The sequence below is a fragment of the Bradyrhizobium sp. RT6a genome (assembly GCF_040547675.1).
Classification (GTDB): Bacteria; Pseudomonadota; Alphaproteobacteria; order Rhizobiales; family Xanthobacteraceae; genus Bradyrhizobium.
Map to the genome: position 1 here is coordinate 388714 of NZ_JBEPQC010000005.1, position 18604 is coordinate 407317.

General features: G+C 57.3%; 12 protein-coding genes. 10 read left to right on the forward strand and 2 right to left on the reverse strand.

Translation table 11 applies throughout. The features are described 5' to 3' along the window. The first annotated feature begins 271 nt into the window (after window positions 1-271). The 5 genes from ABIC03_RS27305 to ald all read left to right on the forward strand — a co-directional run bounded on the left by ABIC03_RS27305 (window position 272) and on the right by ald (window position 6140). Entirely contained in the window at window positions 272-571 is a 300-nt protein-coding gene (locus ABIC03_RS27305) for a hypothetical protein (protein WP_354062586.1), read from the forward strand. A 71-nt stretch (window positions 572-642) separates the two neighbouring features. Beyond that, window positions 643-819, forward strand: a complete 177-nt coding sequence (locus ABIC03_RS27310; RefSeq protein ID WP_354062588.1) for a hypothetical protein — start codon at window positions 643-645, stop codon at window positions 817-819. A gap of 223 nt (window positions 820-1042) precedes the next feature. Beyond that, window positions 1043-2257, forward strand: a complete 1215-nt coding sequence (locus ABIC03_RS27315) for a TlpA disulfide reductase family protein (RefSeq protein ID WP_354062590.1) — start codon at window positions 1043-1045, stop codon at window positions 2255-2257. 541 nt (window positions 2258-2798) lie between these two features. Then, window positions 2799-4094, forward strand: coding sequence for a C4-dicarboxylate transporter DctA (dctA, locus tag ABIC03_RS27320; protein ID WP_354062662.1), 1296 nt, complete (start codon window positions 2799-2801; stop codon window positions 4092-4094). A 933-nt stretch (window positions 4095-5027) separates the two neighbouring features. Continuing rightward, on the forward strand, window positions 5028-6140 hold the full coding sequence (ald, locus tag ABIC03_RS27325; protein ID WP_354062592.1) for an alanine dehydrogenase: 1113 nt from the start codon (window positions 5028-5030) through the stop codon (window positions 6138-6140). Window positions 6141-6446: 306 nt separating this feature from the next. Here the strand turns inward: ald and ABIC03_RS27330 are convergent, their stop codons facing one another. Beyond that, window positions 6447-8132: an MFS transporter gene (locus ABIC03_RS27330; protein WP_354062594.1), complete on the reverse strand. Its 1686-nt coding sequence runs from the start codon at window positions 8130-8132 to the stop codon at window positions 6447-6449. A 1934-nt stretch (window positions 8133-10066) separates the two neighbouring features. Further along, window positions 10067-10543, reverse strand: a complete 477-nt coding sequence (locus ABIC03_RS27335; protein WP_314957289.1) for an Lrp/AsnC family transcriptional regulator — start codon at window positions 10541-10543, stop codon at window positions 10067-10069. A 187-nt stretch (window positions 10544-10730) separates the two neighbouring features. Here ABIC03_RS27335 and ABIC03_RS27340 point away from each other — a divergent pair, with 187 nt between their 5' ends. The 5 genes from ABIC03_RS27340 to ABIC03_RS27360 all read left to right on the forward strand — a co-directional run bounded on the left by ABIC03_RS27340 (window position 10731) and on the right by ABIC03_RS27360 (window position 18573). Continuing rightward, window positions 10731-12209 (forward strand): NAD-dependent succinate-semialdehyde dehydrogenase, encoded by a 1479-nt coding sequence (locus tag ABIC03_RS27340; protein WP_354062664.1) that lies wholly within the window; start codon window positions 10731-10733, stop codon window positions 12207-12209. Window positions 12210-12219: 10 nt separating this feature from the next. After that, complete coding sequence (locus tag ABIC03_RS27345) at window positions 12220-13605, forward strand: aminotransferase (RefSeq protein ID WP_354062597.1); 1386 nt, start codon at window positions 12220-12222, stop codon at window positions 13603-13605. Window positions 13606-14062: 457 nt separating this feature from the next. Next, complete coding sequence (locus ABIC03_RS27350; protein WP_354062599.1) at window positions 14063-15163, forward strand: alpha/beta hydrolase family protein; 1101 nt, start codon at window positions 14063-14065, stop codon at window positions 15161-15163. 513 nt (window positions 15164-15676) lie between these two features. After that, a complete protein-coding gene (locus ABIC03_RS27355) occupies window positions 15677-16816 on the forward strand; it encodes an ABC transporter substrate-binding protein (RefSeq protein WP_354062601.1) in 1140 nt (379 codons plus the stop codon). Beyond that, window positions 16801-18573 (forward strand): ABC transporter permease subunit, encoded by a 1773-nt coding sequence (locus tag ABIC03_RS27360; protein WP_354062603.1) that lies wholly within the window; start codon window positions 16801-16803, stop codon window positions 18571-18573. The genes ABIC03_RS27355 and ABIC03_RS27360 overlap by 16 nt, the downstream gene beginning before the upstream one ends. Window positions 18574-18604 lie beyond the last annotated feature (31 nt).

An 18604-nucleotide genomic window follows, 5' to 3' on the forward strand; every position in this document is an offset into this window, starting at 1 on the left:
TGAGGTGCTTGCCGCATCCAGTGCCACCACAGCCGCCGTGATCTATTTTTCGAGAGCAACACGCAGCTACGAAGAGCCCTCGAGAGATAGTCAGCCTGAAGACCGTCCGTACGGATGCGGTTCTGGAGAATTACGCCGATTTCTTCAACATGCATCGGATCCGCATGGGCTCTGCAGTCCTTGTGGGCAGCGTCTTGGCTGAGCGATGTGGAAAAGTTAGATCGAACAAGCCTTGTCACATAATTGCTCGTCACGGCGGTAGCCCTAAGCATTGGCAGCATTGCTGCTCGGTGCGGTCGCCGATTCGCTGCGCCGGCATGGCAAGAACATTGAAACGTTGCTCGCGATCATAGCTGCTGTGTTCATTGCAGCCGAACTCGCGGTGATCTTGCATCCACCTTTGCTGTCGCTACCGTCATGGATCATTGTGGCGGTGGTGGGGTCAGCAATCGCCCTCAGCTACGCGATCACCGGAGATTACCTTCCGGCCGAATTGATCGCTGGCGCAAACAGCCTGCTCAACGTTCTGCATTTCGGGTGGGCTTTCCTGGTCCAGTACGGACGGGGTTAATTCTCAAGCAATGGCAGGGAAAGGACGGACACTACCCCTCAATCGCGTATCAGACGGCGTTCAGTATCGATGTGCTGCTGCTGCTGGCCGCCCTGGTCTGGTTCATCGCCCCTTGGCTCAAAGAGTCGAACTGGAAATGTCAGATCGCCCTCGAGCGCAAGTCGACGGACCAAAGCAGGTCAGTTCACGTCGTGATCCCGAGCGCCGGAATGGTCATCCTGGAAACCGATCAGGATGTGGAGTGGTGAACTCGGCCTTGCGCTGCCTGGCTTCCCGCTCCGTCGGTCTACAGGTGCGTCAAGAACGTCCGGCCGACTGATTGGCCGAGATGCTCCAGACAGCTGGTCGGATATGCGACATGCGTCGCGAGGTCGACAGGAATGATACGAAAAATGCGTAATATCAATGAGCGCTGGGTGGCACGCGACTTGCTATTTTTCTCGGCAGAGCCGGGTAAAGCGAGTTCGAGCAATGACCAGTATGACCGAGAGCGCAAATCAAGTCGGTGCGGCAAATGTGCTGAGCGTCGGTTCGCGAGCCCCCTTGATCAAAGTTGAGGACTGGCTACGTGGCCATCCGGTTACAAAGTTCGAGCCTGGGAAAGTATACATCGTCGAATTTTGGGCGACGTGGTCCGGAACATGTATCGCCTCGATGACGAATTTTGTGATCCTGCAAGACAAATACAGGAACAATGGAGTTGAGGTGGTGGGCATCGCGGCTCACGAACAAGCTTCGACGGCAGATGAGGCGCGAGCCAGCCTGGACGCTTGGTTGACGAAGAGCGTGCCGAATCTGAACTACGCGATCGCATTCGACTACGCGGGCGAAATGAGCGAGCTTTGGATGGATCAGAGCCTTTCTGTCGGGATTCCCACGTCGTACGTGGTCGACCGTGACGGCCGCTTGGCCTTTGTCGGCCATCCGACGCAACTCGATAACGTGTTGCCCAAAGTTCTGAACGACTCCTGGGCAGTGAGCGACGAAGCCAAAGCCCTCGATGCGGAGAGGATAAACACGGGCCGACGCAGAAAGCGCGAACTATCGCAGAAGCGAGCGCTGGTGGAGCCGATCTTTGCCAGACTTGACTCCGCCATGAAGAGTAAGAGTTGGGCGGCAGCCCTTTCAGCGGTTGAGGAGGCACTCGCTTTGATGCCGGACGAGGTCACCTTCCGTGGGCTTCATGCGGAATTGTTGCTTCACAACATTCGTGACATGGGGGCCGGCCTGCCGGTATTGCGCCAATTGGTTCGCGACGCGATCGACAAGAAATCGGTGGTTTGGATGAGCGTGGCCATCCGCCAACTGGTCGACCGCGCGAAAGACTACTCCGGTTTCCCAGATGCCGAGCGCTTTGCCATGGGCAAGGACCTCTCCGAACACATCCTGGCGGCGAATCCCCCCCAAGGTAGCGAGGGCGCGAAGTTCCTGTCTTACGGGGCGGTCGCTCAGTACTATTACGAGACCGGTAAAAGGGATCGCGCGATCGAACTGGTCGAGTTGGCGCTGAAGTGGCTGGATGCAGCGCCTGCCTCGGATCGTGCGAAACGGGACGTCGTGAAGGGCTCTCTCCAGGCCTTGGCCAGCTACAGGAGTAAGAAGCTCTCATACGAGGAGTGCTGTTCAGCGGCGGAAAACACGGCTCTCGAAAGACCGGAACCGAGATCGTCAACGGAGGCAGCGTGAGCAATTTTGCTTGGCATGTCTTTTCGGCCTCGTGGTTTTGCGATCGAAATCGATGCCTATTGGGAATGTCGGGGCATTCGATGAATTGAGGGCAGGAGGAGCGAGCCGGTGAACGCAGGCGAGGCCGCACCAGCACAAGTTCTTTATGGCGAATGTTTTCTCAAGATTCGTCGCGCTCCGGCGCGATAGCGGCGAGAGTGCCTGTCGAAGTGAAGAATGGTCGCCGCTGCTAAGGTTGGCGTCTTAGAAGCTGCTGGATGGCATTTTCGAACAACCAAAAAAGATGGAAATGGGTGGTGACGCTGATGCTTTCCAGCTCTCAAGGAAGCTTTCTAAAGATTCCATCGCTGCTCTCAGAAGCGATTCAGAATTTCGTTTCGCGTCGACCACCAGCCGATTCGGGACACGCGCCAACCCGCGGCAATGGACGGGGCCATCAGGAGCGGTCAGAGTCCCCTGCGCCCCCAACCGAAGGAACACTGAGCGAAGCCGTACCTTCATTGACACCCCTCTTTGGTACCACGGCGCCGGGTCGAGCATGATGGACACTCACCGCCAGCCCCGCTCTGTCAAAGCCGCCGCCCTGTTCCAGCCCTCTGGCCCCTGGTACAAAGTTCTTTACATCCAGGTACTCATCGCGATCCTGATTGGCATTCTCGTTGGCTGGTTGTGGCCTGCTGTGGGGACGAGCAGCTGGGTCAAAGCGCTTGGTGACGGTTTCATCAAGCTGATCAAGATGGTGATCGCACCGATCATCTTCTGCACTGTTGTGTCCGGAATTGCGCATGTTCAGGATGCACGAAAGGTCGGCCGAGTCGGCATCAAGGCGCTGCTTTACTTCGAGATCGTATCAACCTTCGCGCTCGTCCTGGGTCTCGTGATGGGCAATCTCGTTCAGGCCGGTCATGGGCTCGCTCCCCGGGCTGATGCCGCGGCGGTAGCTAACTACGTCAAAAGGGCGGAAGGGCAGAAGGCGGTCGATTTCCTCCTCAATATCATTCCTGATAGCGTGGTTGGCGCCCTGGCGCGAGGCGACGTGCTACAGGTGCTGCTGTTTGCCATCCTATTCGGGTTCTCGCTGATGGCGCTTGGCGAGCGTGGTGAGCGGATGCGCGGGCTGGTTGACGATGCTGCGCACGCGGTGTTTGGTGTCATTAGGATCGTGATGAAGGCCGCGCCGATCGGAGCGTTCGGCGCGATGGCCTATACCATCGGCGAGTTCGGACCCTCCGCGCTCGGTAAACTCATCGGATTAGTTGCGCTGTTCTATGTGACAGCCGGGCTCTTCGTGATCATTGTGCTTGGCCTGATCGCGCGCTTGGTCGGCTTTTCTATCTTAAAGTTCATCGTCTACATTAAGGATGAGCTGCTGATCGTGCTCGGAACGTCGTCGTCCGAAAGCGCGCTGCCGCAGTTGATGGAAAAACTCGAACGGCTGGGCTGTTCCAAGCCGGTGGTGGGCCTAGTGGTGCCGACCGGATACTCTTTCAATTTGGATGGGACCAACATTTACATGACGTTGGCGACCTTATTCATCGCACAGGCGCTCGGGGTCGATCTCAACTTCGGCCAGCAGCTCACCATTCTGGTTGTGGCGATGCTCACCTCGAAGGGCGCAAGCGGTGTTACTGGTGCTGGCTTCGTCACCCTGGCCGCAACGTTGACGGTGGTCAGTCCTGAGCTTGTGCCGGGCATTGCGATCGTATTCTCGATCGATAAGTTCATGAGCGAGGTGCGCGCGCTTACGAACATCATCGGAAACGGCATTGCCGCGGTGTTTGTATCCTGGTGGGAAGGCGAACTCGATCATGACTTACTACATGCGCAGCTCAAGTAGATGTGCGAGCTCAGCTAGGCCCGGCGACGGCCGATACCGTCGCCAACGTAATGCTGCGGGTCAGCAAAAGTCGCAGTTCAATCCTGTTCGGGAGCGCCAGCTAAGGTGTTGAGATTTCCAGAACTCGCTGCAATTGCGGACTAGAAATCACTCTTCTCCTGCATTTTGCGTTGGCAATTGTCGCGCAGTAGTCGGCCCGGCCCGATTTGGAAGGAATGATCCTGCAGGGGCGCGACACTCGGGGTGGTGTACCAGACCAGCCTTTCGGATTGGTGTTTGCGACAGCCCGCCGGCTGGCGGGTTCACTATCCCGGAGCTGAGATTCCTCAAAAAATGCGGGATCTCAATCTTGCCCACGTGGGCGAACGACAGTGCTTCAGGAGAAGCGACGGAGCGTGAGCAAAAACATCGCTACCGCGAGAGGCGTAAAAAAGTAAATGCTGGATCATTGGTCATTGCTGATTTCTCGCCTCGCCGTCGGCGGGTCGGCGCGTTGAGCCAGCTCTTTTCAAATGCTTCTTCTTCTACGCACCCATGCTCTGCTGAGCTTCATTCGGGTGTGAGCATTCGCTCAGTTGCTCAGCAAACTTTGAGAAACCCGATCCATCGTTGACGAACCCGCGGGCCTCCCTGAAAGCGCTATTCGCAGCATCGAACCGAGCATCGCTGCGAATGAGGCAAAACAACGAAGAAGTCTGCGCATTGGAGCGGAGATCAATCTGGATTGCGAGTGTCTCTGACTAGTGGTGTGATTAGCCGAGATCCCGGCTGCCACTCTGGTATGCCTGGCAGTCGAGCCTGTCCCACGGCCATTGTTCGAAATCCTGCAAACGAGCCGAGAAGATTGCCGGATTACTGCGCTGTTTGGCGTTCCGGGTTGCAGGTTTGCACCGCTCTTCCGACTAAAAGAGCCGCTCACGAAGGAGATGGCATATGAAGGTCGGTGTTCCCAAGGAAATCAAGACCCACGAATATCGCGTGGGCCTGACGCCCGGAGCCGTCCGCGAGTATGTCGCCGCCGGCCACAGTGTAGCGGTCGAGACCAATGCAGGGGCTGGCATTGGCGCCACCGACGAAGACTATCGCAAAACTGGTGCAATACTCCTGGGCTCCGCTAGCGAGGTATTCGGGTCAAGCGAGATGATCGTAAAGGTCAAGGAGCCCCAGCCTTCCGAATGGACCCAGCTTCGAGAGAATCAGATTCTGTTCACGTACTTGCACTTGGCGCCGGACGCTGAGCAGGCCAAGGGGCTTTTGAAATCCGGATGTACCGCAATCGCCTACGAAACGGTGACAGATGTATATGGCGGACTTCCACTACTTGCGCCGATGAGTGAGGTTGCAGGTAGGCTTTCGATTGAAGCAGCCGGTGCAGCCCTGAAGCGGTATGCAGGTGGTCGGGGGCTGTTGATCGGCGGTGTGCCGGGTGTTCAGCCGGCGCGCATCGTGGTGATCGGAGGCGGCGTTGTCGGTACCCATGCCGCCCGCATCGCCGTTGGCTTGGGAGCCGAGGTTACAATGCTTGACCGGTCGATTGCTCGCCTGCGCGTGCTGGATGAGCTGTTCGGTGGCAGGGTTCGTACCAGGTTTTCGACGATAGATGCTGTTGAGGAAGAGGTATTTGCCGCGGACGTCGTGGTCGGGGCGGTGCTCGTTCCTGGAGCGAGCGCGCCTAGGCTGGTTACTCGCAAGATGTTGAGCTCGATGCGAAAGGGGGCCGTCATCGTTGACGTTGCGATCGATCAGGGTGGATGCTTCGAGACATCTCGTCCGACGACACACGCCGATCCAACCTATGAGCTAGATGGAATAATTCATTACTGCGTCGCCAACATGCCCGGGGCTGTCCCGCTCACCTCCAGCCACGCTCTGAATAACGCCACACTGCCGTTTGGACTGGCTCTCGCCAACAAGGGATTTGCAGCCGTCCTCGAGAACCAGCATCTGCGAGCGGGCCTCAACGTCTATCGTGGCCGGCTAACTTACAAGGCCGTGGCCGAAAGTCTTGGCCTGCCATACTCACCGATCGATCAGGCTGCGGCCTGATCCCCGAGGCCTCCCATGGGGGCATTTCCTCCCTGACTTGGCGGGCCACTCCTTCGGGGGTGGCCCCTTTTTCAGAACCCTGCGCGATTCGGCAGGAGAAGTTGACTAGATGCAGGAAGCGCAATCGAGCGCCTCTACCGGCTGAGAAAAAGCGCCGCCGTCGGCGGGGCGCTTCTGGTAAGTTCATCCTTTGCTCTTTTCAGCTACCGGGTCGCCTCGCTCCTGCGGGAGTTCGTGGTATGTGTCCCGAGCAGGTCGGAACTGGCTGAAGCCATCTCTGTAGTGGGGCCGACATCTTACCTGCAATTAGCTCATTACGCCGTGCTCGTGCTTGCTCTCTAAGTCCTTGGCCGCAGCGCGATCGGGCGCGTCTTCCTTCCAGCGTACGGATCCGAACGGGCGCTCGAGCATGCGCCGCACACGCACAGGCTCTGGACCGATGTGGAAGGCCGTTGCCCGCTGATCCAGCGCGCGCTCCGATTTAGTCGCGCGGTTGCGCTGGCGCAAATAGTCGAGCCACGTTGGACAGTGATAACGCTCTGTCCACAGTTCCGGATCTGCAATATCTCGGGCGATCGACCAGCCATAGGCTCCGTTACGCTGGCGGAAGAGTTGAATGTCTTGCATCAAATTATGGAAAGAGCGGGCGTTCTCCTGCCCGACCCGATATTCTATCTCTACGACGAGCGGTCCACTGCGTCCGCTCAGTGCCAGACGCACTTTCGGATCGTCGAGCATCTCTGGTTCTTCGCCCCGTGCGCTGACGCGTGGCATGGGCAACCAAAACCCCAGCAGCGGAGAGACAGCCAGCAAAGCGGCCGCCAATAGGAGCGCAACATTTACTCCGGCGATGTCAGTCACATGGCCCCACGCCCAGCTTCCGACGGCGATCCCGCCGGAACTGGCCGCCTGGTAGGCCGCAAGCGCTCGCCCTGTCACCCAGCGCGGCGCTGACAATTGCACGCCAATGCTGAAAAGTACCCACGCCATCATCCATACCGCCCCAGCCAAAACCAGCGCGACGGCTGTCAGAAGTGGTTCGCGGCTCATCGCTACCGCCACAAGAGCACCGCCCATCGAAAGGGCGCAGGCCCGAATGGCGGCCTCCCCCGTCATACGCTTGCGTACCTCTGTGACGCTGAGCGCACCGATCACGGCGCCCAGACCGAAGGCACTGAGAATAATCCCATAGGTTTCGGCACCTCCGTGCAGGAGATCGCGGGCGACCAGCGGCATCAGAGCAATGATTGCGCCCCCGAACAAGCCCATGGCCATGGCGCGAATCAACACAATCTTAATCGATGGCGCATTCATGATGTAGCGAACGCCCGAAACGATAGCGCGATGGAGGCTTTCGGGTGGCACACGCGATGGCTCAGGGGCGCGCTTCCACAGAAATAGAGCAAACATCAATGGCAGATACAACAGGGCGTTAATAGCAAAGGCGGCCACTATGCCGGCGGCTGCCACGACAATCCCTCCGAGCGCAGGTCCAACGCTTCGCGCGAGGTTGTAGCTGATGCCGTTTAATGCTATCGCCGCAGGCAAAGCGTCAGAGGGGACTTGCTCGCTTACGGAGGACTGCCAAGCGGGATCCAATAGCGCCACAGCGGTACCTACCAGAAAGCACAGTGCCAGCAAAAGAGTTGGCGTCACGAGATCGAGCCAGGCGAGCGTTGTCAACGCAGTCGCGCCCGTCAACGCGATCCCAAGCGAATATAGGATAATCCTGCGCCGGTCATACATGTCGGCAATCGCTCCGGCCGGCATCGAGATTAGCATAACCGGCAGCATCAGCGCGGTCTGTACAAGTGCCACCATGTCCGCTGACGATGTCATCTGCATCATCGCCCAAGCTGCGCCGACTCCCCGGATCAAAGCGCCAAGATTGGACAGCAAACTTGCGAGCCAAATACGACGGAAGGTGGCATGTCGGAATGGCGCGGTGATACCGTCGGCGTTGAACGTCCGGGGCTTGGGCATGTCAGTCATATCGTTTTTGGCTTACCTCCTAGGCGTCCAGACCAAAATGACTCACTATCTCCCAGCGTCTGGACGCCTGTGGTGAAGAGCGTTTTCAAACGCGTCTGCCCCGCGCACAGTCTAAATCGTCGATGCTGGCTTTTCGAGATGTACCGGGAATTGACTTATTCCTAGCGCGTGCGCGAAGCGCCGCTTCTCGGACCAGCGGGCCAAAAGGCGGCGATCCGCCGCGCCTTAGTAACTTGATAGAGGTAGAAGCGTCACTCAGTCGATCGGACGCGGGGGCTCGAATCGCCTGATTAGAATTCACCGCTGTGATATCTGACATAACTCGCTCACCGGCGATGATTCAGCAACTGATACCGGTCACGTACCGCGTCGATATTGAATGATAATCAGACGAGGTGGGGTTCTTCAGCCAACCCTCAGACGAACCTCCTGAGACCGGAGTCACCGCACATCGGCTCGTCTCGCCAGAGAGCAAAATTCGCGCGACCGAACGATAGAAGGTTCGTTGTCTTGGTCTTGTTTCGACGAATGGTCGGATAAGCACTTTCTCGCCTCAAACATCGACTGCAAAGGAGAATAAACAGATGAAAGCGGCGATTGTGCGCGTTATGTGCAAGTAAGCGATGAAAAAGAGCGCGAACGCAGACTCGGCGAGTGAGGATGCGATCACTGTTCGGTTGGCGGCACTCATTGGGACCACAACAGCCGATCTTGAACCTGTCTTTTACGGTCATCCTCTTCACGTCGCCAGCATCGGGCGCACTGGAGCGGAGGACCCCGATGTCGCATCCGCGTGTCCTTGTGTCGGCCGTGCCAATAGAATGAGCGGAGCGGTCGACGAACACCAATTGCCGTTTGCTTCTCATCCCGAGCAAAAAAGTCGGGGCGAGATTGTCAACGAAGCATTGAGCGCCATCGAGGCATTTGTTCCCCGACCGAATAGAGCCGGGCCGGAGTTGTCAATGCCACTCGGACGCGATGGTAGAAAAAAATTAGCAACAGATCCGACGTGGTAAGATCGAGCGGATCGAGCGCATTCAAAAGCTACCGCTGGCAAAAGGAGATCGGGCGAGCATTCAGCGGTACAATAAGGCGGTCATACAACTTCCAAACGGACCGGCATCTTCATCATAGCGCAGGTCAACATTGCACTTTGGATCGAAATGCCAACATTTCGACAAAACGCTTGCCAGCTCGACGTGCGGGAACGTGCAATAGCGCAGCGGCGCGATGATACCCTTGACGCCGAATTCTCCGGCTGGACGGCTTAGTCCATCGGTCCCCCGTTGCCTACGACGATCGATCGTTAGGATACTCGAAGCTTGATCTCTGACAATTGGGAACGCGATTTCAGCCCTGTTCCGACTACAGCGTGAAGGCATTGGGGGGCGATGCCTGCATTTCCGAGCTAGTTCGCGCATTCTTCTGGGGGAATGCTGTCATGGCTTCCGCGACGGCGGCGCAGACCGCATCGACAGTTCGGGCGGCGCTCCTCGGAGCAGATGTTTAAGCTTGGGAAGACCCGTTCAATCGGGGTGTTCTGGTTGGGCGAGTAGTTTGGCAGGAAAAACAGTTTGGCGTCGGCGGACCGCATGAGCTGGCGCCCGAGCTTGCTTTTCGGCTGCCCAGAGTGTCCGTGACCACGATATCGCCGGGCCGAAGCGCCGGCAGAAGAACCTTCTCGATGCAAGCCCGAACGCTCGCGCCATCGATTGATCCCTCGATGAACCATAGCGCGTCAATCACAGAGCGGCCAGGAAGGTCGCAGGCGAACGTCAGCCAAGCGGCTCGCGGCTTTGATTTTTGTTCGAGCTCCAAACAATGATAGCCAACAAGAGTGGTGGAATGAGAATTCGAAACTTGTTCTATGCGAGTGAACGAAGAGAACGAGCGCAGATGTGGGTGATGGTCGAGAGGCACCAGAGCTTGTCCTGTCACTCCTCGTCGGGAATTTCCACAGGAATCGCAAAACCCGACTTCACGCGGTCTATCACCACCATCGTCTTAAACCCTTTGATATCCGAGTTCTCATAGAAGAAGCGGCGGGTGAACTGCTCGTAATCTTCCATCGTGCGCGCGGTGACGTATAGGACGAAATCGGCGTCGCCAGTGATGTAAAATCCATTGACGACTTCAGCCGAGCCTTTGATGGCCTTCTTGAACTTGTCGATGATGTCCGAGCGCTCGCGTTCTAAAGTCACCATAACCAGCATCTGTATGGGCCTTCCCACCGCTTTTGCAGAAACGATCGACACATCGGCCTCGATGACACCTTCCGAACGAAGTCTCTTCAGTCGTCGTTGACACGCGGTAGCAGAAAGACCAGCCATTTCGCCGATCACCTCTGAAGTCAGACGATTATTTTTTTGGACGATCTCAAGGATGCGGGCGTCCGTTCTGTCGTATTGCATTATCGCGGCTCCGGGTGAATTTCGTCGCAGAATGCCGCGGCGGTGCAGGAAACACAACGATCCCCGGCAAAATGCGATGCAAATCGGTTGGCAACATTAGTATCCTGAATGCTTGGTGGATTTCAACAAGCGACCGCGCAGGACTTTACAGATGGCCTTTCAAGCTGCCCGGACCATTCATCCGGAGATGGTCGGGATCGCTGCAACATGCCTTCGGAGGCTGCGTCGCCGCGACTTTGTTGCGGGGGCCGCGCTCGTTGATGGTCGCTGGATTGCGGGCAACCAAAGAGACGTCGTGATGGATCCCGCTACGGGCGAGGTTATTGCGGACGTTGCTCGTTGCAGTGCCGCGGACATGACGCTCGCGATTGACGCGGCTGAGCGAGCCTTTCCGGCTTGGCGAAGCTTATTGCCGGCAAAGCGCGGAGCTGTTCTCAGAGGTTGGGCGTCATTGATGCGCGACCATTCAGAAGACCTTGCCACTTTGGTGACAAGCGAGCAGGGCAAGCCGCTGGCGGAAGCGCGTTACGAGGTCGAATACGGTGCTGCGTTTCTCGAGTGGTTCGCCGCAGAAGGGGAGCGTGCATACGGAGAGACGATTCCGAGTCATAAGGTTGACAGTCTACTTCAGGTGCGGGTGCAGCCGGTCGGCGTCGCGGCAGCGGTAACTCCGTGGAACTTCCCCATCGCGATGATCACACGGAAGGCGGGCGCCGCTCTTGCGGCAGGCTGTCCGATCATCGTGAAGCCTGCGCCGGAGACGCCGCTGTCCGCTATTGCCCTGGCCAGATTGGCAGAGGAGGCCGGCCTTCCCGTCGGCGTGTTTCAAACGCTAGTGGGCGAGCCCATCGAGCTATCAACGCCTCTGTTGCGCGACACCAGAATACGAGCCCTCTCGTTTACGGGATCTACCCAGGTCGGCCGCTTGCTTCTGGAGGGTTCGGCTCAGACCATCAAGAAAGTCTCGCTCGAGCTCGGAGGACATGCTCCCTTCCTGATCTTTGATGACGTCGACCTCGAGAAGGCCGTGAAAGGTGTGATGGCGGCGAAGTTCGCGACTTCGGGACAAGACTGTCTCGCGGCAAATCGCATTTACGTACAAAGGGGTATCCACGATCCGTTCGTGGAAACGCTTAGCGCGGCAATGGCTAAGCTCACGGTCGGCCACGGCTTGAATCCTGGTACCGATATCGGGCCAATGACGAAGCTTTCGGTGGCCGAGAAGTGCCGGGCGCAAATCGTCGATGCGGCCGTAAAGGGCGCGCAAGTCATCACCGCGAAGAAAGATGACAGTTTGGGCCCGAACTTCGTTCTTCCGACTCTGCTCACTCAAGTCACCGACGACATGCTCATCGCGCGTGAAGAAACTTTTGGGCCGGTAGCTGCGGTATTACCTTTCGACTCGGAAGAAGAGGTCATCACTCGAGCTAATTCGAGCGAAATGGGCTTGGCCGGGTACGTGTACACCGACAACCTGCGTCGAGCGCTCCGGCTCTCTGAGAGAATCGAGTGCGGCATGCTCGGTATCAACACTGCTTCCTTTACAGGTCCGCCCATTCCGTTCGGTGGATGGAAGCAGTCAGGACTGGGACGCGAAGGCTCTCGGCACGGTCTATCGGAATACATGGAACTGAAGTACGTGTGCTTCGGCGACTTGGCGGCTTAGGAGGAAATGAATGAACAAGATAAAGACTATCGCTGAACAAGATCGCTCGACTGTTCTCCATCCTTTCACTCAGCTCAAAGACTTCGCCACCGGCAAGATTGGTGATCCGACGATCATCACTGGAGGAAAAGGTATCCGCATCGAAGATGCGCAGGGACACAGTTATATCGACGGCTTTGCGGGACTCTACTGCGTAAACATCGGATACGGCCGGACCGAAGTGGCTGAAGCCATTGCGCGACAGGCCTACCAACTCGCCTACTACCATACGTATGCGGCGCACACCACCGAGGAGCTCGCCACTTTGTCGCACCGTCTCGTGCGAATGGCCCCCGGTAAGCCCAGCAAGGTATTCTACGGTCTGTCGGGATCGGATGCGAACGAAACCCAGGCGAAGCTTGTCTGGTATTACAACAACCTTCGTGGCCAGCCTAAGAAGAAAAAGATCATCTCACGCGAGCGGGGCTATCACGGTTGCTCAGTCATCTCTGGCTCAATGACCGGCATGTCGTTTTACCACGATCATATGGATCTTCCCTTTCCGGGTATTGTGCATACGGGCGCGCCGCACCACTACTGGGGAGCCGAGCCGGGCGAGACGGAGGAGTCGTTTTCTCGTCGGCGGGCGGCGGAGCTTGAAGAGCTAATCGTTAGGGAAGGTCCAGAAACGATCGGCGCGTTTATTGCCGAGCCCGTGCTTGGTACGGGCGGGATCACGCCCCCGCCCGCCGGCTACTGGCGCGAGGTTCAGTCCGTGCTTAGGCGCTATGATGTTCTTCTGATCGCAGATGAGGTTATTTGCGGTTTCGGTCGAACCGGCGCTGATTTCGGCAGCACGCTTTACGAGATGGAACCGGATCTGGTCACGGTCGCAAAAGGCCTGACGTCCGGCTACGTCCCGCTCTCGGCTGCTATTATCGGCGAGAAAGTATATGCCGTCATGGAGGAGGCGGCGGATCGGGTCGGAGCATTTTCTCACGGCTACACCTATTCCGGCCATCCGATTGCGGCGGCTGCTGCCAATGCGGTCCTTGATATCGTCGAGCGGGAGCGTCTCAGCGACCGCGCCAAGACCGTCGGCGCGCATTTCCAGAAGCGGCTCAAGGAAAAATTTGCACAGCTGGAGATCGTAGGCGAAGTTCGCGGTGTAGGCTTGCTCGGCGCGGTAGAGTTTGTTGCCGACCGTCAGACAAAGCGCCGATTTGATCCAGAACTCAAGGTGGGAGCGCGGATCTCCAAGGCTGCTCGCGATCGAGGGCTCATTGCAAGAGCTATGCCACACGGAGACATCCTTGGATTTGCTCCTCCTCTGGTGGTATCTGAAGCTGAAATCGATGAGATCATTGATCTGGCTTACAAGGCTACCAAGCAAGTGATGGATGAGCTCGCGAAGTAAGCCGGCTCGCAACTAGAAAATGTGCTCCTCTGTGGAGCCTCGCTGTCTGTTCGTTCTTGGACAGGCAGGTCGGCCAGCGTCACACAGCCATGCGCGTTACGCCATCAGTGTTGTTCTTGCTGGGGCACTCGCGCGGCTCGCGTTCAAGACGAAGCTCGTCCCTCTCGCTACCGCATATCGGTAAGCTCTTTAAACTCAGCCGGCGCCACTCGGCGAAAGCACCCTGCGAAAATATGCAGGTTATCGCTATCAGGCGCAGAATTTCGAGTTTGCAAAGGGCTAGATCGCGGAACTTCGACTTTAGTCGTCCCGTAATATTTTTAAAATTAGGATGAGCAGAAGCCAAAGTTGACTTCTTTGCCAATGCAGTTGCTGCGGCTCCTGTCCTCTCCAGATGGAATTAAATAGCTGACGAACCTCGCGCGAGTGGGGCCCAGCTCCGAGGGGGACCGATTGCATGGAGTACATTACTCGCTGTCATAAAGGGGGGGATCTTTCGTCAGTAAGGCGACGTGCCGCAGCCTTTCTAGACAATGTAACTGGAGCGCAAGACCAGGGATGTACAACTCGCAAGAGCTGGATTACCAAGTGGACAACACTCGGCGATGAACAATGTATCATCGGTGATTTGAAGGCAAGCCAAGGCGACAGCAACGAAGCGGCCGAGGCGCGGCTTTGTGCGCTAACAGCATTTGAAGTGGCCAGGCGACTGCTTCATGAGAACGATCCTCAATGCGGGGGAGTGACAGCGAGGATTGAGGCTGGAATTCAATGCCTTGAAGTGGCCCTGGCGAAAGTCGAGCGAGTAACAATCGAAAGCTGGGGCTGTACCGAACTTCTGGCCTATTATGTTCCTGCGGGTAATCATGCCCTACCTGCACCCGCCGTCATTTGCATCAGCATGGAAGATGAATCAGAAGCCACGTTGCTTGCAAGACTTCTGCCCGCGGTGACCGATCGAGGCATGTCGCTCCTGGTCCTATCTCACCGAGATGTCTCCCATCCCGCGCGGGGCCTTTCGCAAACCTTGTTGTCATCCTGCTTGGACTACCTCTCTGGGCGCCCCGACGTCGACGCCGCTCGGATCGGCGTCTATGGAGAGGGACTTTCGGCTGCTTTGGCTACTGACTTCGCGGCCTCTGACCGCCGCCTAGTTGCGGCAGTTTGCGATGGCGGCCTTTGGAATTGGGCACGCATGCAGGCCTCTGTCGTCTGGATGACTAGAGCTGCAGACGCGCGGGAGGAGGGGAGCGTCACGGCACAGCGCACGCAATTGATCCGACGATTGAGATGCCCAGTTCTCGTAGTCACGGGAGGGCGGGGCGCTGTTAGCGTCTCGGAAGCGATGAAACTACAGACCGAATGTATTGAGGAGCGCATTGATCTGGATCTGACCATGCCCCGGATGATCAAAAGCTCAGGTGGATGCATCGAAAACTTCGTGACTTCCGACGATTGCATCTTCGGTTGGTTAAACCAGAAGCTCGCGTTCAGTGCAACTCTGCCAGCACAACCAAACGATCTGCCGCAGATCAGTTCACACGTTCTTGGTCACTAATTGGAGAAACGTACCGACAGGCCCCCAGACAAGAGCACCAGCCGAAGGCGCGCAGCGAATCACAGACCTCGTTAGTTCGCAACGTGATGCGCTTGCCGCATCCTTTTCGGTCGCGCGGCAGCCCTTTTCCACTTCGCCGCTCCCTTGCGATGTGGACGCCTTTGATTGCTTCACGCCGCACGAAATCCGCATGAAAACATCGTGGTTCGGCTTGTTCGTGCAGTATTTAGGCTTTGAGGAGTGTTTCATCGCAGGTTCTCGTGGCAACCTTCCCCTATTCTGAGCAGAACTTTTGCATATGCTGCATCGGTGGACGTAGGCAATGGGCATCCTTCGCAAATCGACCACTACCTTACAGTTTGTTCAATTACCACGTGTGTTTCCGATGTTATTCGCCCTAGTCGGGCTAGGCAAGCGCTTTCGGAGCCCACTTCGATCGAGGTTAGGTTCACTCCGCGCCCGGACTGTTGCCTTGTCGCGGCGTTCACGGAACGAGACCAGGAAGGGGAAGCTATGAGCGACTTATTTAAACATCACCCGTCCGGCTTTAGCCGCCGGAGCATGCTTCGTGCTGCCGCCGCCGCAATGGCTATTCCCGCACTCGCGCGATCGACAGTTGCCTTTGCGCAGGACAAGCTTGCCGGTAGTGGTCAAGTCATCGCGTTCTCCTGGGGCGGTCTGTTTACTAAAGGCATTCGGAAATACGTCTACGAGCCTTTTACCGAAGCAACCGGCATCAAGGTGGTCGACGTCGTTGCCGATGTTGCCGAGCCTCAGGTTAAGGCGATGAACCAAGCCGGCCGTGTAGATTGGGATACGGCCTTCATACAGGCGTCGACCCTTCCATCGATGGACGAAGCGGGCATGTTCGTCCCGATCAATTATAGCCTTTGGGACGCTGAATCCATAAAGGGGACTGAGGAATCGGTTCGTCTCAAAAGCGCAGTCCCAGTGATCGCATCGGCCATGACGTTGGCCTATGATAAGCGCGCACTTGGAAACAATGGTCCAAAAAGCTGGGGCGATTTCTGGAACGTCAAGGCGTTTCCTGGCCCCCGCGGTCTCACTCAGTTGCCGGCAAATGCAAAAAACAACATCGTGTTCGCGTTGCTGGCCGATGGGGTGCCGAAATCTGACATCTGGCCGCTCACGGACGAGAAGATCGACAGGGCCCTTAAGAAGTTCGACGAAATCAGGCCGCACATCAGCAAGTGGTGGAGTGCGGGGAGCGAGGCGCCTCAATTGCTTCTCAATAGGGAGATCGCAATATCGAGTTGCTTCGACGGCCGCGCGATCAGCGCAATTCGTCAGGGTGCCCCTATTCAGATGATTTGGGACGGGGCATACGTGAACTACACCTATTGGACAGTTCTGAAGGGTGGCCCGAACAGCGAAAACGCGCAGAAGCTGATTGCATTCGTAAATCGAGCGGCAGTTGCTGCCGAGTTCACCATAGGAACGGGGTATCCCGGCCCGAACATAAATCAGCTCGACCATCTGCCTTCTGATCAGGTCCCGTTGCTCAGCATCAATCCTGAAAATTCCTCCAAGGTGATCCACGAGGACTCTGCTTGGCTTGCGGCCAAGCGTCCCGACGGCAAAACCAATCTCGAGCACATCGGAGACCGGTGGCTGGCATGGCGCGTACAGTGATCCTGCCGACAGGCAACGTCCCGTCAGAGTCGTCGGCGGTCGCGCACTCGGCCGGGCCCACGCCATGGGCTTGGCTCCTGCTGCCGGGCGGTATCTTCCTTGCGCTGCTCTTTCTCGTGCCGCTCGCCGGGCTCCTGATGCTTTCCCTCGGAATGCCCAATTGGACGTTCGCGCGCTTTGTAAGAATCGGTGGGGATCCGGTCTACCTGGCCGTATTGCGCACTACGTTGCAGATAAGCGTATCAGTCACCGCGCTCGCCTTGGTGCTTGGCTATCCCATGGCCTACTCGTTGACGACGAGCAAATCATCGAGCCTGCGCACATTCCTTCTCATCGCGGTTGTGTTGCCGTACTTCACCAGCGTATTGGTGCGCACCTTCGCGTGGATCGTTCTCCTGGGGCGCGGCGGGATTATCAATGATCTCCTGCTCAAATTAGGCCTCATCGCCCAGCCAATTTCAATGCTCTACAACCGCGCAAGCGTGATCATTGGCATGACCCAGATAGTCTTGCCGGTCATGATCCTTCCTATGTACACCGTCATGTCGAGCATTGATGAAAAGCTGCTGCGTGCCGCCAGAGCAAACGGTGCGAGCCCGATTGCGGCGTTTCTGACGGTGTTCCTGCCGCTCAGCTTGCCCGGCGTTATGGCCGCAGTGCTGCTCGTGTTTGTCAACTGCCTTGGCTTTTACATCACGCCGGCACTGCTCGGCAGCTTGTCCGATTTCACGATCACGATGCAGATCTATAGCGAGGTGGTTGATCATCTTAACTGGGGCTCCGGATCCGCGCTGTCCATCGTACTTCTGGTCTCGGTGCTGGCGACGCTGTGGATTGGATCCCGCTTCTTTCCAATCAATCAGCTTTTGGGATTGTCCGACGAGAAAACCGGTCAAGATGCCGTTGCCAGTCCTCGCACGCGAAAGCAGTGGCTGATGCATCTTGGGTCTGCGGCTAACGTTCTCGACCGCTGGCTGCCCTCTCTGGGCGGCTATGGCGTATCCATCGTTTCGTCCCTCCTAGGAACGCATCTTCTCCTACCGATACTGGTCGTGGCATATCTCTCGTTCAGTTCGTCCGCCTTTTTCGAGTTCCCCGCGCCTGGTTATTCGCTCCACAACTATCAAGCGTACATCTCCGATTCTGGTTGGATAAATGCGACATTTACAAGCATACGCGTCGCACTGATGGCGACCTCCATGGCCATGGCGCTCGGGGCGACGCTTGCTTTCGGTCTTGCGCGCGGCCGCATACCTGGTCGCGGAGCAATGGTTGCTCTCGTGCTTTCCCCTATCATCCTGCCGACCATCGTGGTGGCGATTGCCACCTATTTCGTGCTGGCTCGGGTAGGCCTTCAGGGCACCGAGTTCGGGCTGGCGCTTGGCGAAGCCGTCTACTCGATCCCCTACGTAGTGGTCCTTATTGTCGCTAATCTTCGTGACCTCAACCCGGCGTATGAGCGGGCGGCTCGCAGCCTTGGCGCAGGGCCCGGGGCCACATTCCGCACGATCACTATTCCACTGATTACGCCAGCCTTTATCGTGGCCGCATTTTTTGCTTTTCTGCACTCCTTCGATGATGTCGTGTACGTGCTGTTCCTGGGCATCGGAGTGATCACCACTCTGCCTATGCTTATGTGGCAAAGCATCTCGCAAGGCGTCGATCCCACCATTTCGGCGGTGGCCACTCTGCAGGTGTTGCTGGCCGCGGCTGTCATCATCGTGAGTGCTTGGCTGCGGCGCAGAAAAAGTGTCTGAAGTACGAGAGCACGCTAAGAGCACCAATTGG

Excerpts from the sequence above, each read along its gene's own strand:
- ABIC03_RS27335 (WP_314957289.1), bottom strand. The coding sequence starts at position 10,543 with ATGCAATACGACAGAACGGACGCCCGCATCCTTGAGATCGTCCAAAAA.
- ABIC03_RS27360 (WP_354062603.1), top strand. The coding sequence starts at position 16,801 with ATGGCGCGTACAGTGATCCTGCCGACAGGCAACGTCCCGTCAGAGTCG.
- dctA (WP_354062662.1), top strand. The coding sequence starts at position 2,799 with ATGGACACTCACCGCCAGCCCCGCTCTGTCAAAGCCGCCGCCCTGTTC.
- ABIC03_RS27315 (WP_354062590.1), top strand. The coding sequence starts at position 1,043 with ATGACCAGTATGACCGAGAGCGCAAATCAAGTCGGTGCGGCAAATGTG.
- ABIC03_RS27345 (WP_354062597.1), top strand. The coding sequence starts at position 12,220 with ATGAACAAGATAAAGACTATCGCTGAACAAGATCGCTCGACTGTTCTC.
- ABIC03_RS27350 (WP_354062599.1), top strand. The coding sequence starts at position 14,063 with ATGGAGTACATTACTCGCTGTCATAAAGGGGGGGATCTTTCGTCAGTA.
- ABIC03_RS27340 (WP_354062664.1), top strand. The coding sequence starts at position 10,731 with ATGGTCGGGATCGCTGCAACATGCCTTCGGAGGCTGCGTCGCCGCGAC.
- ABIC03_RS27330 (WP_354062594.1), bottom strand. The coding sequence starts at position 8,132 with ATGACTGACATGCCCAAGCCCCGGACGTTCAACGCCGACGGTATCACC.
- ABIC03_RS27355 (WP_354062601.1), top strand. The coding sequence starts at position 15,677 with ATGAGCGACTTATTTAAACATCACCCGTCCGGCTTTAGCCGCCGGAGC.
- ald (WP_354062592.1), top strand. The coding sequence starts at position 5,028 with ATGAAGGTCGGTGTTCCCAAGGAAATCAAGACCCACGAATATCGCGTG.